This is a genomic window from Microlunatus capsulatus, assembly GCF_017876495.1.
Taxonomy (GTDB): Bacteria; Actinomycetota; Actinomycetes; order Propionibacteriales; family Propionibacteriaceae; genus Microlunatus; species Microlunatus capsulatus.
In genome coordinates this window covers 3,465,509-3,485,703 of the sequence record NZ_JAGIOB010000001.1, presented here as the reverse complement: position 1 = coordinate 3,485,703, position 20,195 = coordinate 3,465,509, and the positions used below count along the sequence as shown (strand labels likewise).

Genomic DNA, 20,195 nt, shown 5'->3' with positions numbered 1-20,195 from the left:
TCGCCCCGGAAGGTCGCAAGATGCTGCGGCTCGAAGTCCGCAACGCGTCGGTGCCCATCGAGAAGAAGCCGTCCTGGATCAAGACGACGGCCAAGATGGGCCCGGAGTACCGCGAGCTGCAGCAGATGGTGAAGACGGAGGACCTGCACACGGTGTGCCAGTCCGCCGGCTGCCCCAACATCTTCGAGTGCTGGGAGGACCGCGAGGCCACCTTCCTCATCGGCGGTGACCAGTGCACGCGGCGCTGCGACTTCTGCCAGATCGACACCGGCAAGCCGGCCGACTTCGACGCCGGCGAGCCCCTGCGGGTGGCCGAGTCGATCCAGAAGATGGACCTGCGCTACGCCACCGTCACCGGCGTCTGCCGCGACGACCTGCCCGACGAGGGCATCTGGCTGTACGCGGAGACGATCCGCAAGATCCACGAGCTGAACCCCGGCACCGGCGTCGAGATGCTGGCCCCGGACTTCTCGGGCAACGCCGAGTACCTCGACCAGCTGTTCGAGACCCGGCCCGAGGTGTTCGCCCACAACGTCGAGACCGTACCCCGCATCTTCAAGCGGATCCGTCCCGGCTTCCGCTACGAGCGCTCCCTCGGCGTGCTCCGCGCCTCCCGCGACGCGGGCCTGGTGACCAAGTCCAACCTCATCCTCGGCATGGGCGAGACCCGCGCCGAGGTGACCGAGGCGCTGCAGGACCTGCACGACGCCGGCACCGAGCTGATCACCATCACCCAGTACCTGCGGCCCTCGCCGCGGCACCACCCGGTCGAGCGCTGGGTGAAGCCCGAGGAGTTCGTCGAGCTGGCCGCCGAGGCCACCGCGATGGGCTACGCCGGCGTGATGAGCGGACCGCTCGTGCGCTCCTCCTACCGCGCCGGCCGGCTCTACCGCCAGGCGCTGGAGTCCCGCGGGGCGACCGGGGCCGACCAGCCCGCCGCCGCATTGGCCTGATCGCCCCGGAGGGCGTAGAAAGGGGTGCCCCGACGGGGGCACCCGGAGGAACGAGAGGCAGAGCCACCATGGCCGACCAACCGCGCACCAAGGCGGTCGCCGCGACGCCGCTGAGCCCGAAGCAGGCGAAGCTCCAGGCGCGCGACGCCAAGCGGGCCGAGAAGGCCCGTCGCAAGGCCAGCACCGACCCGGCCGACATGGGCCGGATCCGCCAGGTCCGACGGGCCTACGAGCTGACCCACGAGTACGACAAGCCGCTGCCCTGGCTGCTGCTGGGCGCCCTGCTGGCCCCCGTCGTCGTCGCCGTGGTCGTCGGGCTGCTGTGGGACCACCTCTTCTACCTGATCCTCATCGGCGTGCTGACCGGCGTGCTGCTGGCCATGGTCGTGCTGGTCCGGCGGGCCAAGGCCGCCACCTACAAGCGCTACGCGGGCCAGGCCGGCTCGGCCGAGGTCGCGCTGCAGATGCTGCCCAAGCAGTGGGTCTCCACCCCGGTGATCGCGGCCAACCGGAGCCGCGACGTCGTGCACCGCACCGTCGGCCCGGGCGGGCTGGTGCTGATCGGCGAGGGCGAGCCCGGCCGGGTCCGCCAGCTGCTGGCCGGCGAGGTGCGCAAGCACGAGCGGGTGGCCTACGGCGTCACCGTGCACACCGTCGTGATGGGCGACAAGGAGGGCCAGGTCCCGCTGGGCCGGCTCGCCGACCACATCCGCAAGCTGCCCAAGAGCCTGCAGCCCAACCAGGTGACCGACGTCCGGGCCCGGCTGCGGGCGCTCGACGCGGTGCGGCCGCCCGTCCCGGTCCCCAAGGGACCGATGCCCACCAGCGCGCGGCAGGCCAAGGGCTCGCGTCAGGCGATGCGGGGCCGCTGAGCCTCCCGCGCGGCCGCGGCCTGGCTGCGCGCCCAGCCGCGGTGCGCCAGGTGGGCCAGCGACGCGCCGCCGACGGCCGCCACGCTGCCGCCGAGGAAGCCGAGGACGGCCACCTGCCCCGCTCCCCCGACGGCCAGCCCCAGCATGAGCAGGCCGGCGAGGCCGAGGCAGCCGAGGACCGCCAGCAGGGCCACCACGTCCAGCACGGTCCACGCCGGCCGCACCGGGGGCAGCGGGGCTGCGGGCGGCCGGTCGACGAGCGGCAGGTCGGCGGTCAGCCGGCGCAGCTCCAGCAGGGTGGTGGCGTGGACGGCGGCCTCCAGCCGGGCGTCGAGCTCGTCGTCGCGGAGGCGGCCGGCGGCGAAGTGCGCGGACAGCTGGTCGCAGACGGCGCTGCGGTCGAGGTCGCCCGCCCGCTGCTGGAGCGCGGTGGCGGACCGGGGGGCGAGGGCGTCGGACGGGTGCATGCGGCCAGTCTTGGTCGCGGCACCGGCCACCGCGAGCCCCGGGGCGCAGGTCCAGACCCTGGGCCGAACCCCCCACGCACCATCGAGACCACGGTCTGAGGACCACGACGTGACGCCGGCCCCGCCGGTGCACGGAAGGAGGACGCGGTGAGCAACCTCGTCAACGCCGAGCACGTGAGCATCGGGTTCGGCACCCGGATCCTGCTGGACGACGTCAGCCTGGGGCTCAGCCGCGGCGACGTCATCGGCGTCGTCGGCCGCAACGGCGACGGCAAGACCACGCTGCTGAAGATCCTCACCGGCCTCACCGAGCCCGACTCGGGCCGCGTCACCCGGACGGGGGCGGTGTCGATCGGCTACCTGCACCAGGCCGACGACTTCGCCGCCGAGTCGACCGTCCGCGACGTCATCGTCGGCGGCCGGCCCGACCACGTCTGGGCGTCGGACTCCGCGGCCCGCGCCGTGGTGGAGCACCTGCTGGGCGACGTCGCGCTGGACGCCGCCGTCGGCTCCCTCAGCGGGGGCGAGCGGCGGCGGACGGCGCTGGTCGCGCTCATGCTCGGCGACCACGACCTGCTGGTGCTGGACGAGCCCACCAACCACCTCGACGTCGAGGCCGTCGCCTGGCTCGCCGAGCACCTGCGCGCGCTCCAGGCGCGCGACGTGGCCATGCTCGTCGTCAGCCACGACCGCTGGTTCCTCGACGCCATCTGCACGCGGGTGTGGGAGGTCCACGACGGGGTCGTCGACTCCTACGACGGCGGGTACGCCGCCTACGTGCTGGCCCGCGCCGAGCGCGCCCGGCAGGCGGCCGGGATGGCCGCCCGCCGCAAGAACCTGCTCCGCAAGGAGCTGGCCTGGCTGCGCCGCGGCGCCCCGGCGCGGACGTCGAAGCCGAAGTTCCGGATCGACGCCGCCACGACGCTGATCGCCGACGAGCCGCCGCCCCGCGACCGGCTGGAGCTGCAGCGGTTCTCGGTCTCCCGGCTGGGCAAGGACGTCTTCGACCTCGCTCACGTCGACCTGGCCGTCGGCGAGGGCGAGGCCCGCCGGGTGCTGCTCTCCGACCTCAGCTGGTCGATCGGGCCCGGTGACCGGATCGGCCTGATCGGCGTCAACGGCGCCGGCAAGACGACGCTGCTCAAGCTGCTGGCCGGCGACCTCCAGCCCGACCGCGGGCGGGTCAAGCAGGGCCGGACGCTGGCGCTGGGCCACCTGCGGCAGGACGCGACGGCCGCGGCCGGTGACCTCCGCGTGCTGGAGGCGGTCAACGAGCTGCGCCGGACGACCTCGCTGGCCTCGGGCAAGGAGTCGAGCACCTCCACCCTGCTGGAGGACTTCGGGTTCACCGGCGACAAGCTGACCACCCGGCTCTCCGACCTCTCCGGCGGTGAGCGCCGGCGGCTGCAGTTCCTCCGGCTGCTGCTGTCCGAGCCGAACGTGCTGCTGCTCGACGAGCCCACCAACGACCTCGACATCGACACGCTGACCGTCATCGAGGACTACCTGGACACCTGGCCGGGCACGCTGCTGGTCGTCTCCCACGACCGGTACTTCCTCGAGCGGGTCTGCGACGTCACCTACGCCCTGATGGGCGACGGCACCTGCGTGCTGCTGCCCGGCGGCGTCGAGCAGTACCTGGAGACCCGCCGGCACGCGGCGTCCACGCCGAGCGGCCCGGCCGCCGGGGACGGCGGGGGCGAGGCCAGGGCCTCGTCGGCCACCGAGGCGCGCGCGGCCAAGAAGACCCTGGCCCGGGTGGAGCAGCAGCTGGGCAAGCTGGACGGGCGGATCGCCAAGGTCCACGACCAGATGGCCGCCGCAGCCGCCGACTACGGCCGGCTCGCCGACCTGCAGCGCGACCTCGACGCCCTGACCGCGGAGAAGGACGAGCTGGAGATGACCTGGCTGGAGGCGGCCGAGCAGGCGGGCTGACCTCCGGCGCCCTGAGCACTCCCCCGCTCCCTGAGCCTGTCGAAGGGCCTCCGACGAGCTCGGGCCGCGGGGGTCGAGCCAGGCCGCGGGGGTCTCAGGCCACCGTCGCCGCGGCCTCGCGGTGCTGGCGGGGCGAGCAGCCGTGGCGGCGCTTGAAGGCGGTGCTGAAGGCGAAGGCGTTGGCGTAGCCGACGGAGCGGGCGACCGCCTCGACGGGGCTGCGGTCCTGCGTCAGCCGCTCGGCCGCGAGGTCGAGCCGCCAGCCGGTGAGGTAGCCGATCGGGGACTCCCCCACCGCCGCGCGGAAGCGCCGGCTGAGGCCCGCGCGGGAGCAGCCGACCTCGGCGGCCAGCCGCTCCAGCGTCCACGGCTCGGCCGGGCTCTCGTGCACCAGCGCCAGCACGCGGGCGACCAGCGGGTCGGCGCCGGCCGACCACCAGCGCGGCGGCTGCGCGGCCGGGGAGCCGAACCAGGCGCGGACGGCCTCGACCAGCACGAGGTCGACGTAGCGGTCGACCACCCCGGCCCCGCCCGGCCGCGGGCGCTCCAGCTCCCCGGCGAGCGCCTGCACCAGCGCGGGGGCGCAGGCCGGAGCGGGCAGCACCGCCACCGGCGGCAGGGCGTCCAGCAGCCGGCCGCTGACCTGACCGGGCCGCTCGTAGGCCCCCGCGACGAACGAGCAGCCGCCCGCGGCCACCGCCCCGGTCCGGTTGCCCCAGCGACCCCCCGGTCCGAGGACGATCCCCGGCCTCGGGTCCAGCACCCGGCACCGCTGGCCGGGCTCGACGACGACGGCGGGCGGCCGGTCCGCCCCGTCGGCGAGGTCGTAGGGCTCGGGCCCCCGGACGACGGCGACGTCACCGGCGGCCAGCGCCACCGCCGGAGCGGACGCCGGCCGCAGCACGCAGGTGCCCGCCGTCATCACCACCAGGCCGACGGCGGCGCCGTCGGCGATCCGGACCGCCCAGGGCGGATCCATCGCGCAGGTCAGCACGAAGGCGTCACGGCCGCGGTGCCAGCGCAGCAGGTGCGTCAGGGCGTCCACACCTCACCGTAGCCCGGTGAGACGCTGACGAAGGTCCTGGCGCGGATCACCCATGGAAGTGCGCACCGGGAGGCGGGACTCTGGAGCCATGACCAGCCTCGGCACCGCCCTCGCCCTCGTCACCGCCACCGCGTCCGGGCTCACCGCCGGGGTCTTCCTCGGCTTCTCCGCCCTCGTCATGCCCGCGCTCCGCGGCCGGCCCCCGGCCGAGGCCGTGGCGGCCATGCAGGCGGTCAACCTCGTCGCGCCGCGCAGCCTGCTCATGGTGCCGCTGCTGCTGTCGGCGGCCGGCTGCCTGCTCGTCGGGGTGCACGCGCTGGTCACCCGACCCGCCGGCCAGGGCCTGCTGCTCTCCGGAGCCGCCGCCGGCCTCGCGGCCTTCGCGGTCACCGCCGGCTACCACGTGCCCCGCAACGACGCGCTGGCCCTGCTGGACCCCGCCGCCCCGGGCACGGCGGCCGCGTGGGCCCGGTACGCCGCGGGCTGGACGGTGCTGAACTCCGTCCGCACGGTGCTCGGCCTGGTCAGCGCCGTCGCCCTCGTCGGCGGGGTGCTGGCGCGCGGTCCGCAGGGCTGACGCCCCTCCCCGCGGCCGCCCGGGCCCGACCGACCGGAGGCTAGGGTCGGCGCCATGACGACGACGACGTTGGACGGGCTGGCCGCCGAGCTCGGGGACGCGCTGCTGACCGACCCGGACAGCTGCGCGGCCTACCGGCACGACTGGGCCCGCGAGCCCGGGGCGGGTACCCCGCTGGCCGTCGTCCGGGCGCGGACCGCCGCCGACGTCCAGGCCGCGCTGCGCTGGGCGAGCGCCCACGGCGTGCCCGTCGTCCCGCGCGGCGCGGGCACCGGTCTCTCCGGTGGGTCGTCCGCCGTCGACGGCGGGCTGGTGGTCAGCCTCGAGCAGATGCGCGGGATCGAGATCGACGTGGAGACCCGGGTGGCCGTCGTCGAGCCCGGGGCGCTGAACATCGCCGTCAAGGCGGCCGCCGCCGAGCACGGCCTCTGGTACCCGCCGGACCCCTCGTCCTACGAGATCTGCTCCATCGGCGGCAACGTGGCCACCAACGCCGGCGGGCTGTGCTGCGTCAAATACGGCGTGACCACCGACTACGTGCTGGGCCTGGACGTCGTGCTGGCGGACGGCACGCTGGTCACCCTGGGCGGCAAGCGGATCAAGGACGTCGCCGGGCTCAGCCTGCTCAAGCTGTTCGTGGGCAGCGAGGGGACGCTGGGGGTCATCACCCGTGTCATCCTGCGGCTGATCCCGGCGCAGCCGCCGCGGGCGACCCTGGTGGCCTCGTTCCCCACCGTCACCGCCGCCGCCCGGGCCGTCGTCGCCGTCGGCCGGACGCTGCGGCCCTCGATGATGGAGCTGATGGACGCCGCCTCGATCGGCGCCGTCGAGGACCACAAGCCGATGGGGCTGGACCGCAGCGCCGGCGCCCTGCTGATCGCGCAGTCCGACGCCCCGGCCGCGGCCGCGGCGGAGGAGGTCGCGGTGATGGAGGCGGCCTGCCGGGCCGCCGGCGCCGACGACGTGTTCTGCACCGACGACCCGGAGGAGGGCGAGATGTTCATCGCCGCCCGCCGGCTGGCCTTCCCCGCCATCGAGGCCCGCGGCTCGCTGCTGCTGGAGGACGTCGGCGTGCCGGTGCCGCTGCTGCCCGACCTCGTGGACGGCATCGCCGCCATCGCCGCCGAGCTGGCGGTCGAGATCCCCGTCGTCGCGCACGCCGGCGACGGCAACACGCACCCGATCATCGTCTTCGACCCCGCCGACCCCGCCGCGGCCGCGGCCGCCCAGCAGGCCTTCGAGCGGGTGATGACGCTGGCGCTCTCCCTCGGCGGCACCATCACCGGCGAGCACGGGGTCGGCCGGACCAAGAAGGGCGCCCTCCCCGCGCAGCTGGGCGCCGACGTGATGGCGCTGTCGCACCGGATCAAGGACGCGCTCGACCCGCAGGGGATCCTCAACCCGGGCGCGGTGCTCTGAGGCGGCCGGCGTCCCGGCCGGGCCTCAGCGGCGGTTGACCACGGCGGTGCCCGCCGCGTAGTCGTGGAGGCCGCGGCGGTCGGCGCCGACCACGAGCGGCGGCAGCGCGAGGCTGACGAGCGCCGCCCGGAGCACGGCCCGGGGCAGCCCCAGCGGCACCCGGTCCAGCCGGATGACCCCGATCCGGCAGACGAGCTGGCCGAGGCTGCCGCCCGTCAGCCAGCTGAGCACGGTCGACTCCACGAAGAAGGTGGCCAGCGCCATCCAGGCCTGCCAGCCGCTGCCGGTCATCACGACGGAGCCGAAGAGCCCGACGGCGACAGCCATCGAGACGGCCCAGTCCAGCAGCAGCGCCGCGATCCGCGAGCGCCACGAGGCCAGCGACCCGCGCCCGTCGGGGGCCAGCCCGAGCCGCTCGCCGGGGTACTCCTGCGGGACGGCGCTCGTGGTCACCCGTCGAGGTTACGTCGGCCCCACCGGGCCGCGGCCGGACCGGCGGACGACCGGGGACCCCGGGCCGCCGTCACACCGCCGTCACGGCGCCGGAACACCAGGGACTCCTGCCCTCCGTAGCGTCTCCGGTCGGACGGGGCCTCCAGGGATCACTCGTGCCGTCGGCCCCCGGTCACCCGACGCGCACCGACCCGAGGAGCACGCATGAGTGGAAGCGCCGCCCGTCGCGCCGCCGTCAAGGCCGTCAGCGACTACGCCATCCCCCACAAGGACTTCAGCGAGCCGCTGGGCGAGCTGTTCGGCAAGAACGTGTTCGGCCCCACCGAGATGAAGGCCCGGCTGCCCAAGAACGTCTTCCGCTCCGTCATCGCCACGATCGACGAGGGCGCCCCGCTGGACCCGACGGTGGCCGACGCGGTGGCCTCGGCCATGCGCGACTGGGCGATGGAGAACGGCGCCTCGCACTACGCGCACGTCTTCTACCCGTTGACCGGCCTGACCGCGGAGAAGCACGACTCGTTCCTGGAGCCCTCCAGCGACTCCAGCTCGATGGCGGAGTTCAGCGGCAAGACCCTGCTGCAGGGCGAGCCCGACGGCTCCAGCTTCCCCAACGGCGGCATCCGCAGCACCTTCGAGGCCCGCGGCTACACCGGCTGGGACGTCACCAGCCCGGCGTACATCCTCGAGAACCCCAACGGCAACACCCTCTGCATCCCCACCGTCTTCATCTCCTGGACCGGCGAGGCCCTGGACAAGAAGACGCCGCTGCTGCGCTCGCAGCAGGCGATGAGCGTCCAGGCCGCCCGGGTGCTGCGCCTGTTCGGCCACACCGACATCGACACCGTGGTCTCCTACGCCGGCGCCGAGCAGGAGTACTTCCTGGTCGACGAGCACTTCTACTACGCCCGGCCCGACCTGATGAGCGCCGGCCGCACGCTGTTCGGCGCGCCGCCGGCCAAGGGCCAGGAGTTCGACGACCACTACTTCGGCGCCATCCCGGAGCGGGTGCTGGCCTACATGATCGAGGTCGACCGGGAGCTGTTCAAGCAGGGCATCCTGGCCAAGACCCGGCACAACGAGGTGGCTCCCGGCCAGTTCGAGATCGCGCCGCTGTTCGAGCGCTCGAACCTCGCCCACGACCACCAGCAGCTGATGATGACCACGCTGCGGAAGGTGGCCGGGCGCTACAACATGACCTGCCTGCTGCACGAGAAGCCGTTCGCCGGTGTCAACGGCTCGGGCAAGCACGTGAACTTCTCGATCGGCAACAAGAACCAGGGCAACCTGCTCAACCCCGGCGACACCCCCCACGAGAACGCCCAGTTCCTCGTCTTCTGCGCCGCGGTCATCCGCTCGGTCCACCTCTACGGCGGGCTGCTGCGCGCCGTCGTCGCCTCGGCCAGCAACGACTTCCGGCTGGGCGCGAACGAGGCGCCGCCGGCGATCATCTCGATGTTCCTCGGCGACCAGCTGATGGACGTCTTCGACCAGATCGCCAAGGGCGGGGCGACCGGCTCGAAGGAGTCCGGGACTCTGCACGTGGGCGTCGACACCCTGCCGCCGATGAAGGCCGACCCGGGCGACCGCAACCGGACCAGCCCGTTCGCCTTCACCGGCAACCGCTTCGAGTTCCGCGCCCCCGGCTCCAACCAGTCGATCTCGGGCCCGATGGTCGCGATCAACACGATCATGGCCGAGGCCATGGACCACATCGCGACGGAGCTGGAGACGGCCGTCGCCGCCGGCACCGACTTCAACGACGCCGTCCAGACGCTGCTGACCGCGATCATCACCGACCACGGCGCCGCGGTCTTCAACGGCAACGGCTACAGCGACGAGTGGCAGGAGGAGGCCGCCACCCGCGGGCTGCTCAACCTGCGCACCACCCCGGACGCGCTGCAGCAGTTCTCCGAGCCGGCCGTCATCGAGGTCCTCGACAAGTACGACGTGCTCAGCCCCCGCGAGCTGGCCAGCCGCCAGGAGGTGTACCTGGAGCAGTACATCCTCAGCGTGCACGTCGAGGCGAAGCAGACCGCCGAGCTGGGCCGGACGACCATCCTGCCCGCCGCGCAGCGCTACCTCGGCGAGCTGGCCGGGGTGGCCGCCAGCCTCAAGGCCGTCGACCTGCCCTGGGACACCGGCACGCTGACGGCCATCTCCGGCCTGGTCACCGAGCTGCTCGGCGCCCTCGAGCAGCTGGACGCCGCGCTCGCCCACGAGCCGGAGGGCACCTCCATGGAGCACGCCGTCGCGGCCCGCGACACCCTCATCCCGCCGATGACCGCGGTCCGCGCCGCGGCCGACGCGCTCGAGGGCCTGGTGGCCGACGACCTCTGGCCGCTGCCCACCTACCAGGAGATGCTGACGGTCATCTGAGCGCCGTCCCGGCCTGAGAAGGGGCCGGGCACCCCAGGCGACCGGAGCCGGTCGGCAGACCGCCGCGCGCCGGACGGCCCCCACCCGGGGCGGTCCGGCGTCGCACGTCTGCAACAGCGCTGCAACGTGGCGGTAACGACCGCTGGCGTACCTTGCCGGGGAACCGGGGCGATAGCCTCGCCGTGCCCGCCCGCCAGCTCCCTACTCCACCGGAGGACGAATGTTCCAAGGCGCCGACGACCTGTTGGCTTACATCAAGGACGAGGGCGTCGAGATCATCGACGTCCGCTTCTGCGACCTGCCCGGCATCATGCAGCACTTCACCGTGCCGGCCGGTTCCTTCGGCCCGGAGGTCTTCGAGGACGGCCTGGCGTTCGACGGCTCGTCGATCCGCGGTTTCCAGAAGATCCACGAGTCGGACATGGCCCTGCTGCCGGACCCGACGACGGCCTACCTGGACCCCTTCCGGATCGCCAAGACGCTCTGCATCAACTTCTTCGTCCACGACCCGCTGACCAAGGAGCCCTACAGCCGCGACCCGCGCAACATCGCGCGCAAGGCCGAGGCCTACCTGGCGTCCACCGGCATCGGCGACACCGCCTTCTTCGCCCCCGAGGCCGAGTTCTACGTCTTCGACGACGTGCGCTACGAGACCAAGGCCAACACCGGCTACTACGCCATCGACTCCGTCGCCGGCGCCTGGAACACCGGGCGGGTCGAGGAGGGCGGCAACCGCGGCTACAAGGTCAAGTACAAGGGCGGCTACTTCCCGCTGCCCCCCATCGACCACTTCGCCGACCTGCGCGACGAGATGACCAAGCACCTCGAGGGCTCGGGGCTGGTCGTCGAGCGCGCCCACCACGAGGTCGGCACGGCGGGCCAGGCGGAGATCAACTACCGCTTCAACACCATGCTGGCGGCCGGCGACGACCTGCAGAAGTTCAAGTACATCATCAAGAACACCGCCTGGGCGGCCGGCAAGACGGCCACCTTCATGCCGAAGCCGATCTTCGGCGACAACGGCTCGGGCATGCACGTGCACTCCTCGATCTGGAACGACGGCACCCCGCTGTTCTACGACGAGGCCGGCTACGGCGGCCTGTCCGACGTCGCCCGCTGGTACATCGGCGGCGTGCTGGCCCACGCCCCCTCGATCCTGGCGTTCACCAACCCCAGCGTGAACTCCTACCACCGCCTGGTGCCGGGCTTCGAGGCGCCGGTCAACCTGGTCTACAGCTCGCGGAACCGCTCCGCCGCGATGCGCATCCCGATCACCGGCTCCAACCCGAAGGCCAAGCGCGTCGAGTTCCGCTGCCCGGACCCGTCGTCGAACCCCTACCTGGCGTTCGCGGCGATCCTGATGGCCGGCATCGACGGCATCCAGAAGAAGACCGAGCCGATGGCCCCGGTCGACAAGGACCTCTACGAGCTGCCGCCCGAGGAGCACGCCTCCGTGCCGACCGTGCCGGACAGCCTCGGCGGGGTGCTGGACAACCTCGAGGCCGACCACGACTTCCTGCTGGGTGGGGACGTCTTCACCCCCGACCTCATCGAAGCCTGGGTCGAGCTCAAGCGGGCCGACATCGACGGCGTCCGGCTGCGCCCGCACCCGCACGAGTTCGAGCTCTACTACGACTGCTGAGACCTGAGCGCAGCGCAGGGCGAGCACCGCACGGCACCGCACGGGCCGCGACCACTCCGGTGGTCGCGGCCCGTGCTGCGTCCGGGTGGCGGCGCACCCCGGGGATAGGGTGTCCCGGGCTGCCGGAGGGCGGCCCGGACGGCGGAGGGAGGGCGCGTGGGGGCCCCGGTCGAGTACCCGCAGCGGATCGCGATGGTCAGCCTGCACACCTCCCCCCTCGCGACCCCCGGCGTCGGCGACGCGGGCGGGCTGAACGTCTACGTCGACGAGGTGGCCCGCCGGCTCGGCGAGCGCGGGGTGGCCGTCGACGTCTTCACCCGGGCCGAGGACGACGGGCCCGAGGTCGTCGAGGTGAACGAGCACACCCGGGTGGTCCAGGTCCCGGCCGGCCCGCGCGAGCCGGTGGCCAAGGAGGACCTGCCGGCCCTGCTGCCGGACTTCGCGTCGGCGCTGGCCGAGCGCCTCGACGGCCACGACCTGCTGCACTCCCACTACTGGCTCTCGGGCCAGGTGGCCATGGCCGTCGCCGCTGGGCGCGGGCTGCCGCTGGTGCACACCATGCACACGATGGCCCGGGTGAAGAACAGCGCGCTGGGGGCCGGCCAGAGCGGCGAGCCCGACGTGCGCGAGCGCGGGGAGGCCGAGGTGGTCGCCGCGGCCGACGTGCTGACGGCCAACACCAGCGAGGAGTCCGCGGAGCTGCAGCGGCACTACGGCGCCGACCCCGCCGCGATCGCCGTCGTCCCGCCCGGGGTGGACCTGCACACCTTCCACGCCTGCAACCAGCCCGCCTCCCGCGCCCAGCTCACCGTCGGCGCGGACCGGCAGGTCGTCCTCTTCGTCGGCCGGATCCAGCCCCTCAAGGCACCCGACGTCGTCATCCGGGCAGTCGCCGAGCTGGTCCGCCGCGACCCGGGCCGGCGCGAGCGGCTCCGGCTGATCGTCGTCGGCAGCCCCAGTGGGCCGCAGGCCGCCTGGGCCCGCTCGCTGGGCCCGCTGGCCGCCGAGCTGGGCGTCGCCGACCTCGTCGAGCTCCGCCCGCACTCCCCGCGCGCGGAGCTGTTCCGCTGGTACTGCGCCTCCGACGTCGTCGCCGTGCCCTCCTACAACGAGTCCTTCGGGCTGGTCGCGCTGGAGGCGCAGGCGTGCGGCCGGCCGGTGGTGGCCACCGACGTCGGCGGGCTGCGGCACGCCGTCCGCGACGGCCAGACGGGCCTGCTGGTAGCCGGCCACGAGCCGGCCGCCTGGGCCGACGCCCTGGCCACCCTGCTCGACGACGCCGGCGAGCGCGGCCGGATGGGCGCCAACGCGGCCGGCCACGCCTCCCGGTTCAGCTGGGACAACACCGCCGCCGCGACGCTCGAGGCCTACCACGCGGCCCGGGTCCGGCACGCCGCCCGTGGCTGAGCCCCGCCCGGCGGTCGCGCCCGCGGCCGCCCGGTCGGCCTGGCGGGCCGTCGTCGGGTTCGGCGTGGTCAGCCTCGCCGCGGACATGGTCTACGAGGGCGCCCGCTCCGTCACCGGCCCGCTGCTCGCGTCGCTGGGCGCGACCGCCGTCGTCGTCGGGCTGGTCACCGGGCTGGGCGAGGCCGTCGCCCTGGTGCTGCGGCTGTTCTCCGGCCGGCTGGCCGACCGCACCGGCCGCTACTGGGGGCTGACGCTGGCCGGCTACGCGCTGACCGCCGTCTGCGTGCCGCTGCTGGCGGTGACCCCGTTCCTGGGCGGGGCCGGGCTCGCCGTCGCCGTCGCGCTGGTGCTCGCCGAGCGCACGGGGAAGGCGGTCCGCAGCCCGGCGAAGTCCGCGCTGCTCGCCACCGCCGCCGCCCAGGTGGGGATGGGCCGCGGGCTGGGCGTGCACAAGGCGCTGGACCAGGTCGGCGCGTTCGCCGGCCCGCTGGTCGTCGCCGGGGTGGCCGCGCTGACCGGGGCGCTGTGGCCCGCCGTCGCCGTCCTCGTGGTCCCCGGCGGGATCGCGATGGCCCTGCTGCTGGTGGTGCGCCGCCGGGTGGGCGACCCGCGGCCGGCCGCGTCGCCGTCGGCCCCGGGCTCCCCGCCGGCGGCGGCGCTGACCACCCGGCTGCCCGGACCGTTCTGGTGGTTCGCCGGCTCCTCGGCCGCCGCCACCGCCGGGCTGGTGACCTTCGGCGTCATCTCCTTCCACCTCACCCGCGAGCAGGTGCTGCCCGTCGCCGCGGTGCCGGTCGTCTACGCCGGCGCGATGGCCGTCGGCGCGGTGGCCGCGCTCGCCACCGGCTGGGCCTACGACCGGGTTGCCGGACGGGTGCTGCTGGTGCTGCCCGTGCTCGTCGTCCTCGTGCCGCTGCTGGCCTTCTCCGACGCGGCCGGGCCGGCGGTGGCCGGCGTGCTCGTCTGGGGCGCGGCCGTCGGGGTGCAGGACTCCACCGTCAAGGCCCTCGTGGCCGACCTCGTCCCCGCCGGCCGCCGCGCCGGCGCCTACGGGTCCTTCGCCGCGGTGCAGGGCGGGGCCGCCGTGCTGGGCGGCGCCGGGGCCGGCTGGCTGTACGAGCGGTCGCTGCCGGCGCTCGTGGTGCTGGTCGCCCTCACCCAGGTGGTCTCGCTGGTGCTGCTGCTGGTCAGCCTGCGCCGGTCTGCGGCAGGCTGAGCCGGTGAGCACCCCCGAGCCCGACGCGCTGCCCGGCCTCCGGCTGGACCCCACCTCGGCCGTCCCGGTCGTCGAGCAGATCCAGGTGCAGGTCGTCGACCTGGTCACCACCGGCGCCCTGGCGGCCGGCCGCCGGCTGCCGTCGGTCCGCGCGCTCGCCACCAGCCTGGGCGTCGCCCCGGGCACCGTCGCCAAGGCCTACCGCGGGCTCGAGCAGGAGGGGTTCGTCGAGACGGCGGGCCGCCACGGCACCGTCGTCGCCGACCAGCAGGTGGCGACCACCGCGCACACCCGGCAGCAGCTGCGAGCGGTCCTGCAGCCGCTGCTGGACGACGGGCTGAGCCGGGCCGAGGTGCTGCGGCTGGTCCGCTCCGTGCTGGAGGGTTGACGCGGGAACCGACCTGTGCTGCGGGCCGTTTGCGGGTCCGGACGACGGGTACCGCACCGGTGACAGCTTCCCCGTACCGTCACAGGAGACCCACCATGTCCACCGCTTCGCAGAGCGGACCCCGCACCACCGCGGGCCGCACCGGCACCACCGCCGTCCAGAAGGCCGCCCGGCTCGTCGGGGTCGTCTTCCTCGCCGTCGGCGTCCTCGGGTTCATCCCCGGGATCACGACGGGCTACGACACCCTGCAGTTCGCCTCGCACCACTCCGAGGCCAAGCTGCTGGGCCTGTTCCAGGTCTCGATCCTGCACAACATCGTCCACCTGCTCTTCGGCGTCGCCGGCCTCGTGCTGGCCCGCACGATCGGCGGGGCGAAGGGCTACCTCATCGGCGGCGGGGTCATCTACCTCGTCCTGTTCGTCTACGGCCTGGCCGTGCCGATGGAGAGCTCCGCGAACTTCGTGCCGCTCAACGTGGCCGACGACATCCTGCACCTCGTCCTCGGCGTCGGCATGATCGCCCTCGGCGCCCTGCTGACCCGGCGCCCGGACGTCGAGCGGCACACCGACGTCGCGAACACCTGACGGCCCGCCCGGCCGCCTGCTGATCCGGTGCCCCGCCCCCTCGGACCTCCGAGGGGTGCGGGGCACGGTCGCGTCCAGGGGCCTCCCACGCGCCCTGAGCCTGTCGAAGGGCCTTCGACGAGCTCAGGCAGCGGTGTGTGAGGCGGGCTCGGGCAGCGGTGTGCGAGGTGGGCTCAGGCAGCGGAGGGCTGAGGAGCTCTACTCCAGGCCCCAGAACACCCGGTCGACGACACCGCGGGCCCGGCGGGTGATGCGGCGGTAGTCGGCGAGCAGGTGCGAGGACTCCCCCGGGCCGTAGCCCAGCAGCTCGGCCAGGGCGGCGAGCTCGCGGTTGTCGGCGGGCAGGGAGTCCCCGCCGCGGCCGCGGACCAGCATGATCTGGTTGCGGATCCGGCTGGCGAAGAGCCAGGCCGCCTCCAGGTGGCCGGCGTCGCCCTCGTCGAGCAGCCCCGCCTCCCGGGCGGCGCGCAGCGCGGTGACCGTCCGCGAGGAGCGCAGCGCGGGCACGGCGTGCGCGTGCTGGAGCTGGAGCAGCTGGACGGTCCACTCGACGTCGGCCAGCCCGCCCGGGCCCAGCTTGGTGTGCTTGGCCGGGTCGGCCCCGCGCGGCAGCCGCTCGGCCTCCACGCGCGCCTTGAGCTTGCGGATCTCCGACAGCTGGGCGGCGCTCAGGCCGCCGTCCGGCCAGCGCCGGGCGTCGATCTCGGCCAGCAGGTCGGCCCCGACCTCGACGTCGCCGGCCAGCGCGTCGGCCCGGACCAGCGCCTGCAGCTCCCAGGTGGAGGACCAGCGTCCGTAGTAGTTGCGGTAGGCCGTCAGCGAGCGGATGAGCGCGCCGCCCTTGCCCTCGGGCCGCAGGTCGGCGTCGACGGCCAGCGCCGGGTCGGCGCCCGGGCGGGCCAGCAGCCGGCGCATCTCGCTGATCACGGCGGCCGCGGCCCGCGTCGGGTCCCCGCCGGCGGCGCTGCCGCGGGCCACGTCCCCCATGACGAACATGGCGTCGCAGTCCGAGGCGTAGGACATCTCGTGCCCGCCCCACCGGCCCATGGCGATGACCGCGATCGGCGGCACCGCGGCCGGGTCGGACGCGCCGGCCCGGACCACGGCCAGCGCGGCGTCGATGGTGGCCGAGGCCAGGTCGCTGATCGCCTCGCCGACACCCAGCACGTCCAGCTCGCCCAGCAGGTCCGCCGCCGCGATCCGGAAGAGCTCGCGCCGTCGGATGGCCCGGACGGCCTCGATGCCGGCCTCCGTGCTGCTCTGCCGGCGGGCGGCGGCACGCATCTCCCCGCTGAGGTCGGCGAGCGGGCGCGGTCGCAGCTCCTGCTCCCCGGCCAGCATCTGCACCGTCTGCGGGGCCCGGGTCAGCAGCGAGACCGCGAACCGGCTGGAGGCGAGGATGCGGGCCAGCCGCTCGGCCATGGCACCCTCGTCGCGCAGCGCCCGGAGGTACCAGGGCGTGGTGCCCAGCGCCTCGGAGACCTGGCGGAAGGCCAGCAGACCGGCGTCGGGGTTGGGGGCGCCGGCGAACCAGCCGAGCATGGCCGGCAGCAGCTGGCGCTGGATCTCGGCCTGCCGCGACACGCCCTGCCCGAGGGAGCCGATGTGGCGCAGCGCCGCCCGCGGGTCGGCGTAGCCGAGGGCCTTCAGCCGGTCGACCGCGGCGTCGGTGGTCAGCCGCAGCTCGGGGCTGGGGATCCGGGCCACGACGTCGAGCAGCGGGGAGTAGAAGAGCCGCTGGTGCAGCCGGCGGACCCGGCCGGAGGTGTGCCGCCAGGTGCTGAGCAGCTGCTGGACGGGGTCGCCGTAGCCGAGCGAGCGGCCCAGCCGGCGCAGGTCGGCCTCGCCGTCGGGCAGCACGTGGGTGCGCCGCAGGTGGAACAGCTGGATGCGGTGCTCGAGGGTGCGCAGGAAGCGGTAGGCCAGACCGAAGCCCTTGCCGTCCTCGCGGCCGACGTAGCCGTTGTCGACCAGCGCCTTGAGGGCCGGCAGCGTGGCCCGGGTGCGCAGCCGCTCGTCGACCCGGCCGTGCACCAGCTGCAGGAGCTGGACGGAGAACTCGACGTCGCGCAGGCCGCCCTCGCCCAGCTTCAGCTCCCGGCCCTGCTCGCGGGCCGGGATGTGCGCCACCACCCGCTTGCGCATGGCCTGGGCGTCGCTGACGAAGTTCTCCCGCTCGGCCGCGCGCCAGACCATCGGCGCGACCATGTCGACGAAGTCCTGGCCCAGCGCCAGGTCGCCCGCACAGGGGCGGGCCTTGAGCATGGCCTGGAACTCCCAGGTCTTCGCCCAGCGCTCGTAGTAGGCCTGGTGGCTGGCCAGCCGGCGGACCAGCTGGCCCGCGCGGCCCTCGGGGCGGAGCGCCGCGTCGACCTCCCAGATCGTCCCGGCCGCCGTGTGCGCGGAGCAGATGCGGCTGAGCTCGGCCGCCATCCGGGTGGCCGTGGCCACGGCGGCGTCAGCGCTGAGCAGGGGCTCGCCGTCCTCGCCCAGGGCCGGCTCGGCGACGAACAGCACGTCGACGTCGCTGACGTAGTTGAGCTCCTGGGCGCCGCACTTGCCCAGCCCGACGACGGCGAGCCGGGTGAGCAGGGCCGGCTCCCCCGCCTTCGCGCGGGCGATCGACAGCGCCGCCTCCAGGGTGGCGTCGGCGAGATCGGAGAGCTCGTCGGCGACGTCGTCGACCACCTCGATCGGCTCGGGCGCGCAGAGGTCGCGGGCGGCGATCCGCAGCAGGGCCCCGCGGTAGGCGGTGCGCAGCGGGTCCCCCGTCAGCTCCGTGGCCACCGGCAGGACGGCGTCGGGGTCGGCGCCGGTGGCGGCCATCAGGGTGCGCCGCAGCGTCCCCGGCGACGCCTTGTCCAGCTCGCCGTCGAGCAGGTCGAGGTGCTCGGGGTGGGCCAGCAGGTGCTGGGCCAGCGAGGCGCTGGCCCCCAGCACCATGACGAGCCGGCGCGCCAGCTCGGGCGCCGCGACCAGCCGTCCGGGCAGGTCGGGCTGCTGCTCGTAGAGCCGGCTGAGCCCGCCGAGGGCCAGGTCGGGGTCGGCGCTGCGGACGAGGAGGTCCAGCACCGCCTCCTGGTCGACGTGCCAGCCGTCCAGGGCGGCGAGCGCGGCGGCGGCGTCGAGGAAGCCGCGACGGGCCAGCGTCCCCTGGGTCGTCTGCAGCCGCGTCATGGCGAGCATCGTACTGAGCACCGGCCGGGCCACCCGTCCGTCCAGAGTCCCGTCGTCCGGCGCGGGGCGCGCTGCGGCCCGGACGGCGCATCCAGGCGGCCGTCCCGGACGCACTAGCACCCGTAGGTCCCCTCCTGTTCGACGACGAGAGAAGGAACGCACATGAGCACTCGACGACTGGCCCGGGCGGGCGGCGTCCTCGCCGTGGCCCTCGGCACCTCGGTGGCCCTCGCCCTGCCGGCCGCGGCCCACGGGAAGCCGGCGCACCAGCCCGGCGACCGGAGCCTCGCCACGGTGCTGGCGAAGGACGGCGCCGGGTTCGACCGCGACCCGCGCGACTTCGACATCCTGGACAACGCCGTCACCGCGGTGCTGACGGCCGACCCGGCGAGCCCGGTGGCCGTGCTCGCGGACGGCGACACCGCCCTGACCGCGTTCCTGCCCACCGACCAGGCCTTCCGCCGGCTGGCCCACGACCTGACCGGGACCTGGTACCGCTCGGAGTCGCGGGTCTTCACCGTCCTGGCCGAGGAGCTCGGCGTCGAGACCATCGAGGCCGTGCTGCTCTACCACGTGGTGCCCGGCGCGACGATCACCTACCGGCAGGCGCTGCGCTCCGACGGGGCGGCGCTCACCACCGCGACCGGGGCGACCGTGCAGGTCGACGTCGTCCGCCGCGCCTTCGTGCGCGTCGTGGACGCCGACCCCGACGACGCCGACGCGGTGGTCGTGAAGAAGGACGTCAACCGCGGCAACCTGCAGATCGGCCACGCCGTCAGCCAGGTGCTGCGACCGGTCGACCTCTAGCCGGCCGGGGGTGGGCGCCCGCGGGGGACCGCCCACCCCCGGCGCCCGTCGTCCCGGCCGCGGGAGCGCTTGGTAGCGTCCCCGGCGGAGGTGGGAGCGATGGCATCGCTGCGGCAGCGGCCCGCCGACGCTCTGCTGGAGCAGTCGGCGGCCGTCCTGGACGCCCTGCGCGGGCTCGACGCGGTCAGCGCCGACGCCGACGAGGTGGCGGGCCGGTTGGTCGCCCTGCAACGGGCGCTGCGGGCGACGCTGGCGACCCCGGTGGCCGAGCGGGCGCAGCCGTTGCCCGCGGTGCTCACCCTGGCCGCCGTCGCCCCGGAGCACCCCGCCACCACCGTCGGGGACGCCGTCGAGGAGCTGGCGGCGCACGCGGCCGAGGTGGCCGCCGCCCTCGCCCCCGAGGGCCTCGCGGCCAGCACCGTGGTCCGCACCCCCGCCGGTGCCGCCACCCTGGAGGACGCCCTGGCCGTCCAGCTCGTCGCCCAGGTGCTCGCGGCCGACGACCTCAACCGCTCCCACCCCGAGCCGCCGCTGGTGCCGCTCGGCCGCGGCGCCCTGGCCCGGGCCAGCCGCGCGCTGGTCGCCGTGCTCGCCGACCGGCACCCCGGGCGCTCGGTCGAGGTCCGGGTCCCGCCCTTCGCGGCCGTGCAGTGCGCGATCGGCGACCCCGGCCCCCGGCACACCCGTGGCACCCCGCCCAACGTGGTCGAGACCGATGCTGTGACCTTCCTGAGGATGGCCGTCGGCCGGACGCCCTGGGCGCGGGCCCTCGCCTCGGGCAAGGTCACGGCCTCCGGGCTGCGAGCCGACCTCACGCCGGTCCTGCCCCTCCTGAGACGCGGCTGAGGAGACTTCCGCCCCGGGCCCACCGGTCCGA

Annotated in this window: 17 protein-coding genes; 13 read left to right on the top strand and 4 right to left on the bottom strand. The window is 74.8% G+C overall.

All coding sequences use genetic code 11. The features are described 5' to 3' along the window. The first annotated feature begins 20 nt into the window (after positions 1-20). Together lipA and JOF54_RS16110 are read left to right on the top strand one after the other, a co-directional pair. The gene (gene lipA, locus JOF54_RS16115; protein ID WP_210059627.1) at positions 21-953 is read left to right on the top strand and encodes a lipoyl synthase; all 933 of its coding nucleotides are present in this window, start codon (positions 21-23) and stop codon (positions 951-953) included. 68 nt (positions 954-1,021) lie between these two features. After that, on the top strand, positions 1,022-1,825 hold the full coding sequence (locus tag JOF54_RS16110; protein ID WP_210057662.1) for a DUF4191 domain-containing protein: 804 nt from the start codon (positions 1,022-1,024) through the stop codon (positions 1,823-1,825). On the opposite strand, the gene JOF54_RS16105 is transcribed toward JOF54_RS16110, so the two are convergent. Further along, positions 1,804-2,292 carry a DUF1707 SHOCT-like domain-containing protein gene (locus tag JOF54_RS16105; protein WP_210057660.1) on the bottom strand — a complete coding sequence of 163 codons (489 nt, stop codon included), beginning with the start codon at positions 2,290-2,292 and terminating at the stop codon, positions 1,804-1,806. The two genes, JOF54_RS16110 and JOF54_RS16105, sit on opposite strands and share 22 nt — an antisense overlap. 147 nt (positions 2,293-2,439) lie before the next feature. Here JOF54_RS16105 and JOF54_RS16100 point away from each other — a divergent pair, with 147 nt between their 5' ends. Continuing rightward, a complete protein-coding gene (locus tag JOF54_RS16100) occupies positions 2,440-4,227 on the top strand; it encodes an ABC-F family ATP-binding cassette domain-containing protein (RefSeq protein WP_210057658.1) in 1,788 nt (595 codons plus the stop codon). Between the two features lie 94 nt (positions 4,228-4,321). On the opposite strand, the gene JOF54_RS16095 is transcribed toward JOF54_RS16100, so the two are convergent. Continuing rightward, positions 4,322-5,272 carry an AraC family transcriptional regulator gene (locus tag JOF54_RS16095; protein ID WP_210057656.1) on the bottom strand — a complete coding sequence of 317 codons (951 nt, stop codon included), beginning with the start codon at positions 5,270-5,272 and terminating at the stop codon, positions 4,322-4,324. A gap of 88 nt (positions 5,273-5,360) precedes the next feature. Here JOF54_RS16095 and JOF54_RS16090 point away from each other — a divergent pair, with 88 nt between their 5' ends. Together JOF54_RS16090 and JOF54_RS16085 are read left to right on the top strand one after the other, a co-directional pair. Continuing rightward, the gene (locus tag JOF54_RS16090) at positions 5,361-5,849 is read left to right on the top strand and encodes an anthrone oxygenase family protein (RefSeq protein WP_210057654.1); all 489 of its coding nucleotides are present in this window, start codon (positions 5,361-5,363) and stop codon (positions 5,847-5,849) included. Positions 5,850-5,903: 54 nt separating this feature from the next. Further along, on the top strand, positions 5,904-7,268 hold the full coding sequence (locus tag JOF54_RS16085) for an FAD-binding oxidoreductase (RefSeq protein WP_210057652.1): 1,365 nt from the start codon (positions 5,904-5,906) through the stop codon (positions 7,266-7,268). Positions 7,269-7,292: 24 nt separating this feature from the next. Here the strand turns inward: JOF54_RS16085 and JOF54_RS16080 are convergent, their stop codons facing one another. Then, positions 7,293-7,721, bottom strand: coding sequence for an RDD family protein (locus tag JOF54_RS16080; protein WP_210057650.1), 429 nt, complete (start codon positions 7,719-7,721; stop codon positions 7,293-7,295). 204 nt (positions 7,722-7,925) lie between these two features. Here JOF54_RS16080 and JOF54_RS16075 point away from each other — a divergent pair, with 204 nt between their 5' ends. From JOF54_RS16075 to JOF54_RS16050, 6 genes are all read left to right on the top strand, one after another. Further along, a complete protein-coding gene (locus JOF54_RS16075) occupies positions 7,926-10,097 on the top strand; it encodes a glutamine synthetase III family protein (RefSeq protein ID WP_210057647.1) in 2,172 nt (723 codons plus the stop codon). A gap of 220 nt (positions 10,098-10,317) precedes the next feature. Further along, the gene (gene glnA, locus JOF54_RS16070) at positions 10,318-11,739 is read left to right on the top strand and encodes a type I glutamate--ammonia ligase (RefSeq protein WP_210057645.1); all 1,422 of its coding nucleotides are present in this window, start codon (positions 10,318-10,320) and stop codon (positions 11,737-11,739) included. Positions 11,740-11,895: 156 nt separating this feature from the next. Continuing rightward, positions 11,896-13,146, top strand: coding sequence for a D-inositol-3-phosphate glycosyltransferase (mshA, locus tag JOF54_RS16065; RefSeq protein ID WP_307804264.1), 1,251 nt, complete (start codon positions 11,896-11,898; stop codon positions 13,144-13,146). Continuing rightward, positions 13,139-14,362, top strand: coding sequence for an MFS transporter (locus tag JOF54_RS16060; RefSeq protein ID WP_307804262.1), 1,224 nt, complete (start codon positions 13,139-13,141; stop codon positions 14,360-14,362). Before mshA ends, JOF54_RS16060 begins: the two co-directional genes overlap by 8 nt. 4 nt (positions 14,363-14,366) lie before the next feature. Beyond that, a complete protein-coding gene (locus JOF54_RS16055; protein ID WP_210057643.1) occupies positions 14,367-14,750 on the top strand; it encodes a GntR family transcriptional regulator in 384 nt (127 codons plus the stop codon). Positions 14,751-14,845: 95 nt separating this feature from the next. Continuing rightward, positions 14,846-15,334 carry a DUF4383 domain-containing protein gene (locus tag JOF54_RS16050; RefSeq protein WP_210057640.1) on the top strand — a complete coding sequence of 163 codons (489 nt, stop codon included), beginning with the start codon at positions 14,846-14,848 and terminating at the stop codon, positions 15,332-15,334. Between the two features lie 198 nt (positions 15,335-15,532). Here JOF54_RS16050 and JOF54_RS16045 read toward each other — a convergent pair whose 3' ends face one another. Further along, complete coding sequence (locus JOF54_RS16045) at positions 15,533-18,511, bottom strand: bifunctional [glutamine synthetase] adenylyltransferase/[glutamine synthetase]-adenylyl-L-tyrosine phosphorylase (RefSeq protein ID WP_372443495.1); 2,979 nt, start codon at positions 18,509-18,511, stop codon at positions 15,533-15,535. A 162-nt stretch (positions 18,512-18,673) separates the two neighbouring features. On the opposite strand from JOF54_RS16045, the gene JOF54_RS16040 reads away from it, so the two are divergent. Both JOF54_RS16040 and JOF54_RS16035 read left to right on the top strand, forming a co-directional pair. Continuing rightward, positions 18,674-19,318 (top strand): fasciclin domain-containing protein, encoded by a 645-nt coding sequence (locus tag JOF54_RS16040; protein ID WP_210057636.1) that lies wholly within the window; start codon positions 18,674-18,676, stop codon positions 19,316-19,318. A 99-nt stretch (positions 19,319-19,417) separates the two neighbouring features. Then, positions 19,418-20,164, top strand: coding sequence for a sterol carrier family protein (locus JOF54_RS16035; RefSeq protein ID WP_210057634.1), 747 nt, complete (start codon positions 19,418-19,420; stop codon positions 20,162-20,164). The last annotated feature ends 31 nt before the right edge of the window (positions 20,165-20,195 follow it).

Excerpts from the sequence above, each read along its gene's own strand:
- lipA (WP_210059627.1), top strand. The coding sequence starts at position 21 with ATGCTGCGGCTCGAAGTCCGCAACGCGTCGGTGCCCATCGAGAAGAAG.
- JOF54_RS16110 (WP_210057662.1), top strand. The coding sequence starts at position 1,022 with ATGGCCGACCAACCGCGCACCAAGGCGGTCGCCGCGACGCCGCTGAGC.
- JOF54_RS16105 (WP_210057660.1), bottom strand. The coding sequence starts at position 2,292 with ATGCACCCGTCCGACGCCCTCGCCCCCCGGTCCGCCACCGCGCTCCAG.
- JOF54_RS16090 (WP_210057654.1), top strand. The coding sequence starts at position 5,361 with ATGACCAGCCTCGGCACCGCCCTCGCCCTCGTCACCGCCACCGCGTCC.
- JOF54_RS16085 (WP_210057652.1), top strand. The coding sequence starts at position 5,904 with ATGACGACGACGACGTTGGACGGGCTGGCCGCCGAGCTCGGGGACGCG.
- JOF54_RS16075 (WP_210057647.1), top strand. The coding sequence starts at position 7,926 with ATGAGTGGAAGCGCCGCCCGTCGCGCCGCCGTCAAGGCCGTCAGCGAC.
- glnA (WP_210057645.1), top strand. The coding sequence starts at position 10,318 with ATGTTCCAAGGCGCCGACGACCTGTTGGCTTACATCAAGGACGAGGGC.
- JOF54_RS16050 (WP_210057640.1), top strand. The coding sequence starts at position 14,846 with ATGTCCACCGCTTCGCAGAGCGGACCCCGCACCACCGCGGGCCGCACC.
- JOF54_RS16045 (WP_372443495.1), bottom strand. The coding sequence starts at position 18,511 with ATGACGCGGCTGCAGACGACCCAGGGGACGCTGGCCCGTCGCGGCTTC.
- JOF54_RS16040 (WP_210057636.1), top strand. The coding sequence starts at position 18,674 with ATGAGCACTCGACGACTGGCCCGGGCGGGCGGCGTCCTCGCCGTGGCC.
- JOF54_RS16035 (WP_210057634.1), top strand. The coding sequence starts at position 19,418 with ATGGCATCGCTGCGGCAGCGGCCCGCCGACGCTCTGCTGGAGCAGTCG.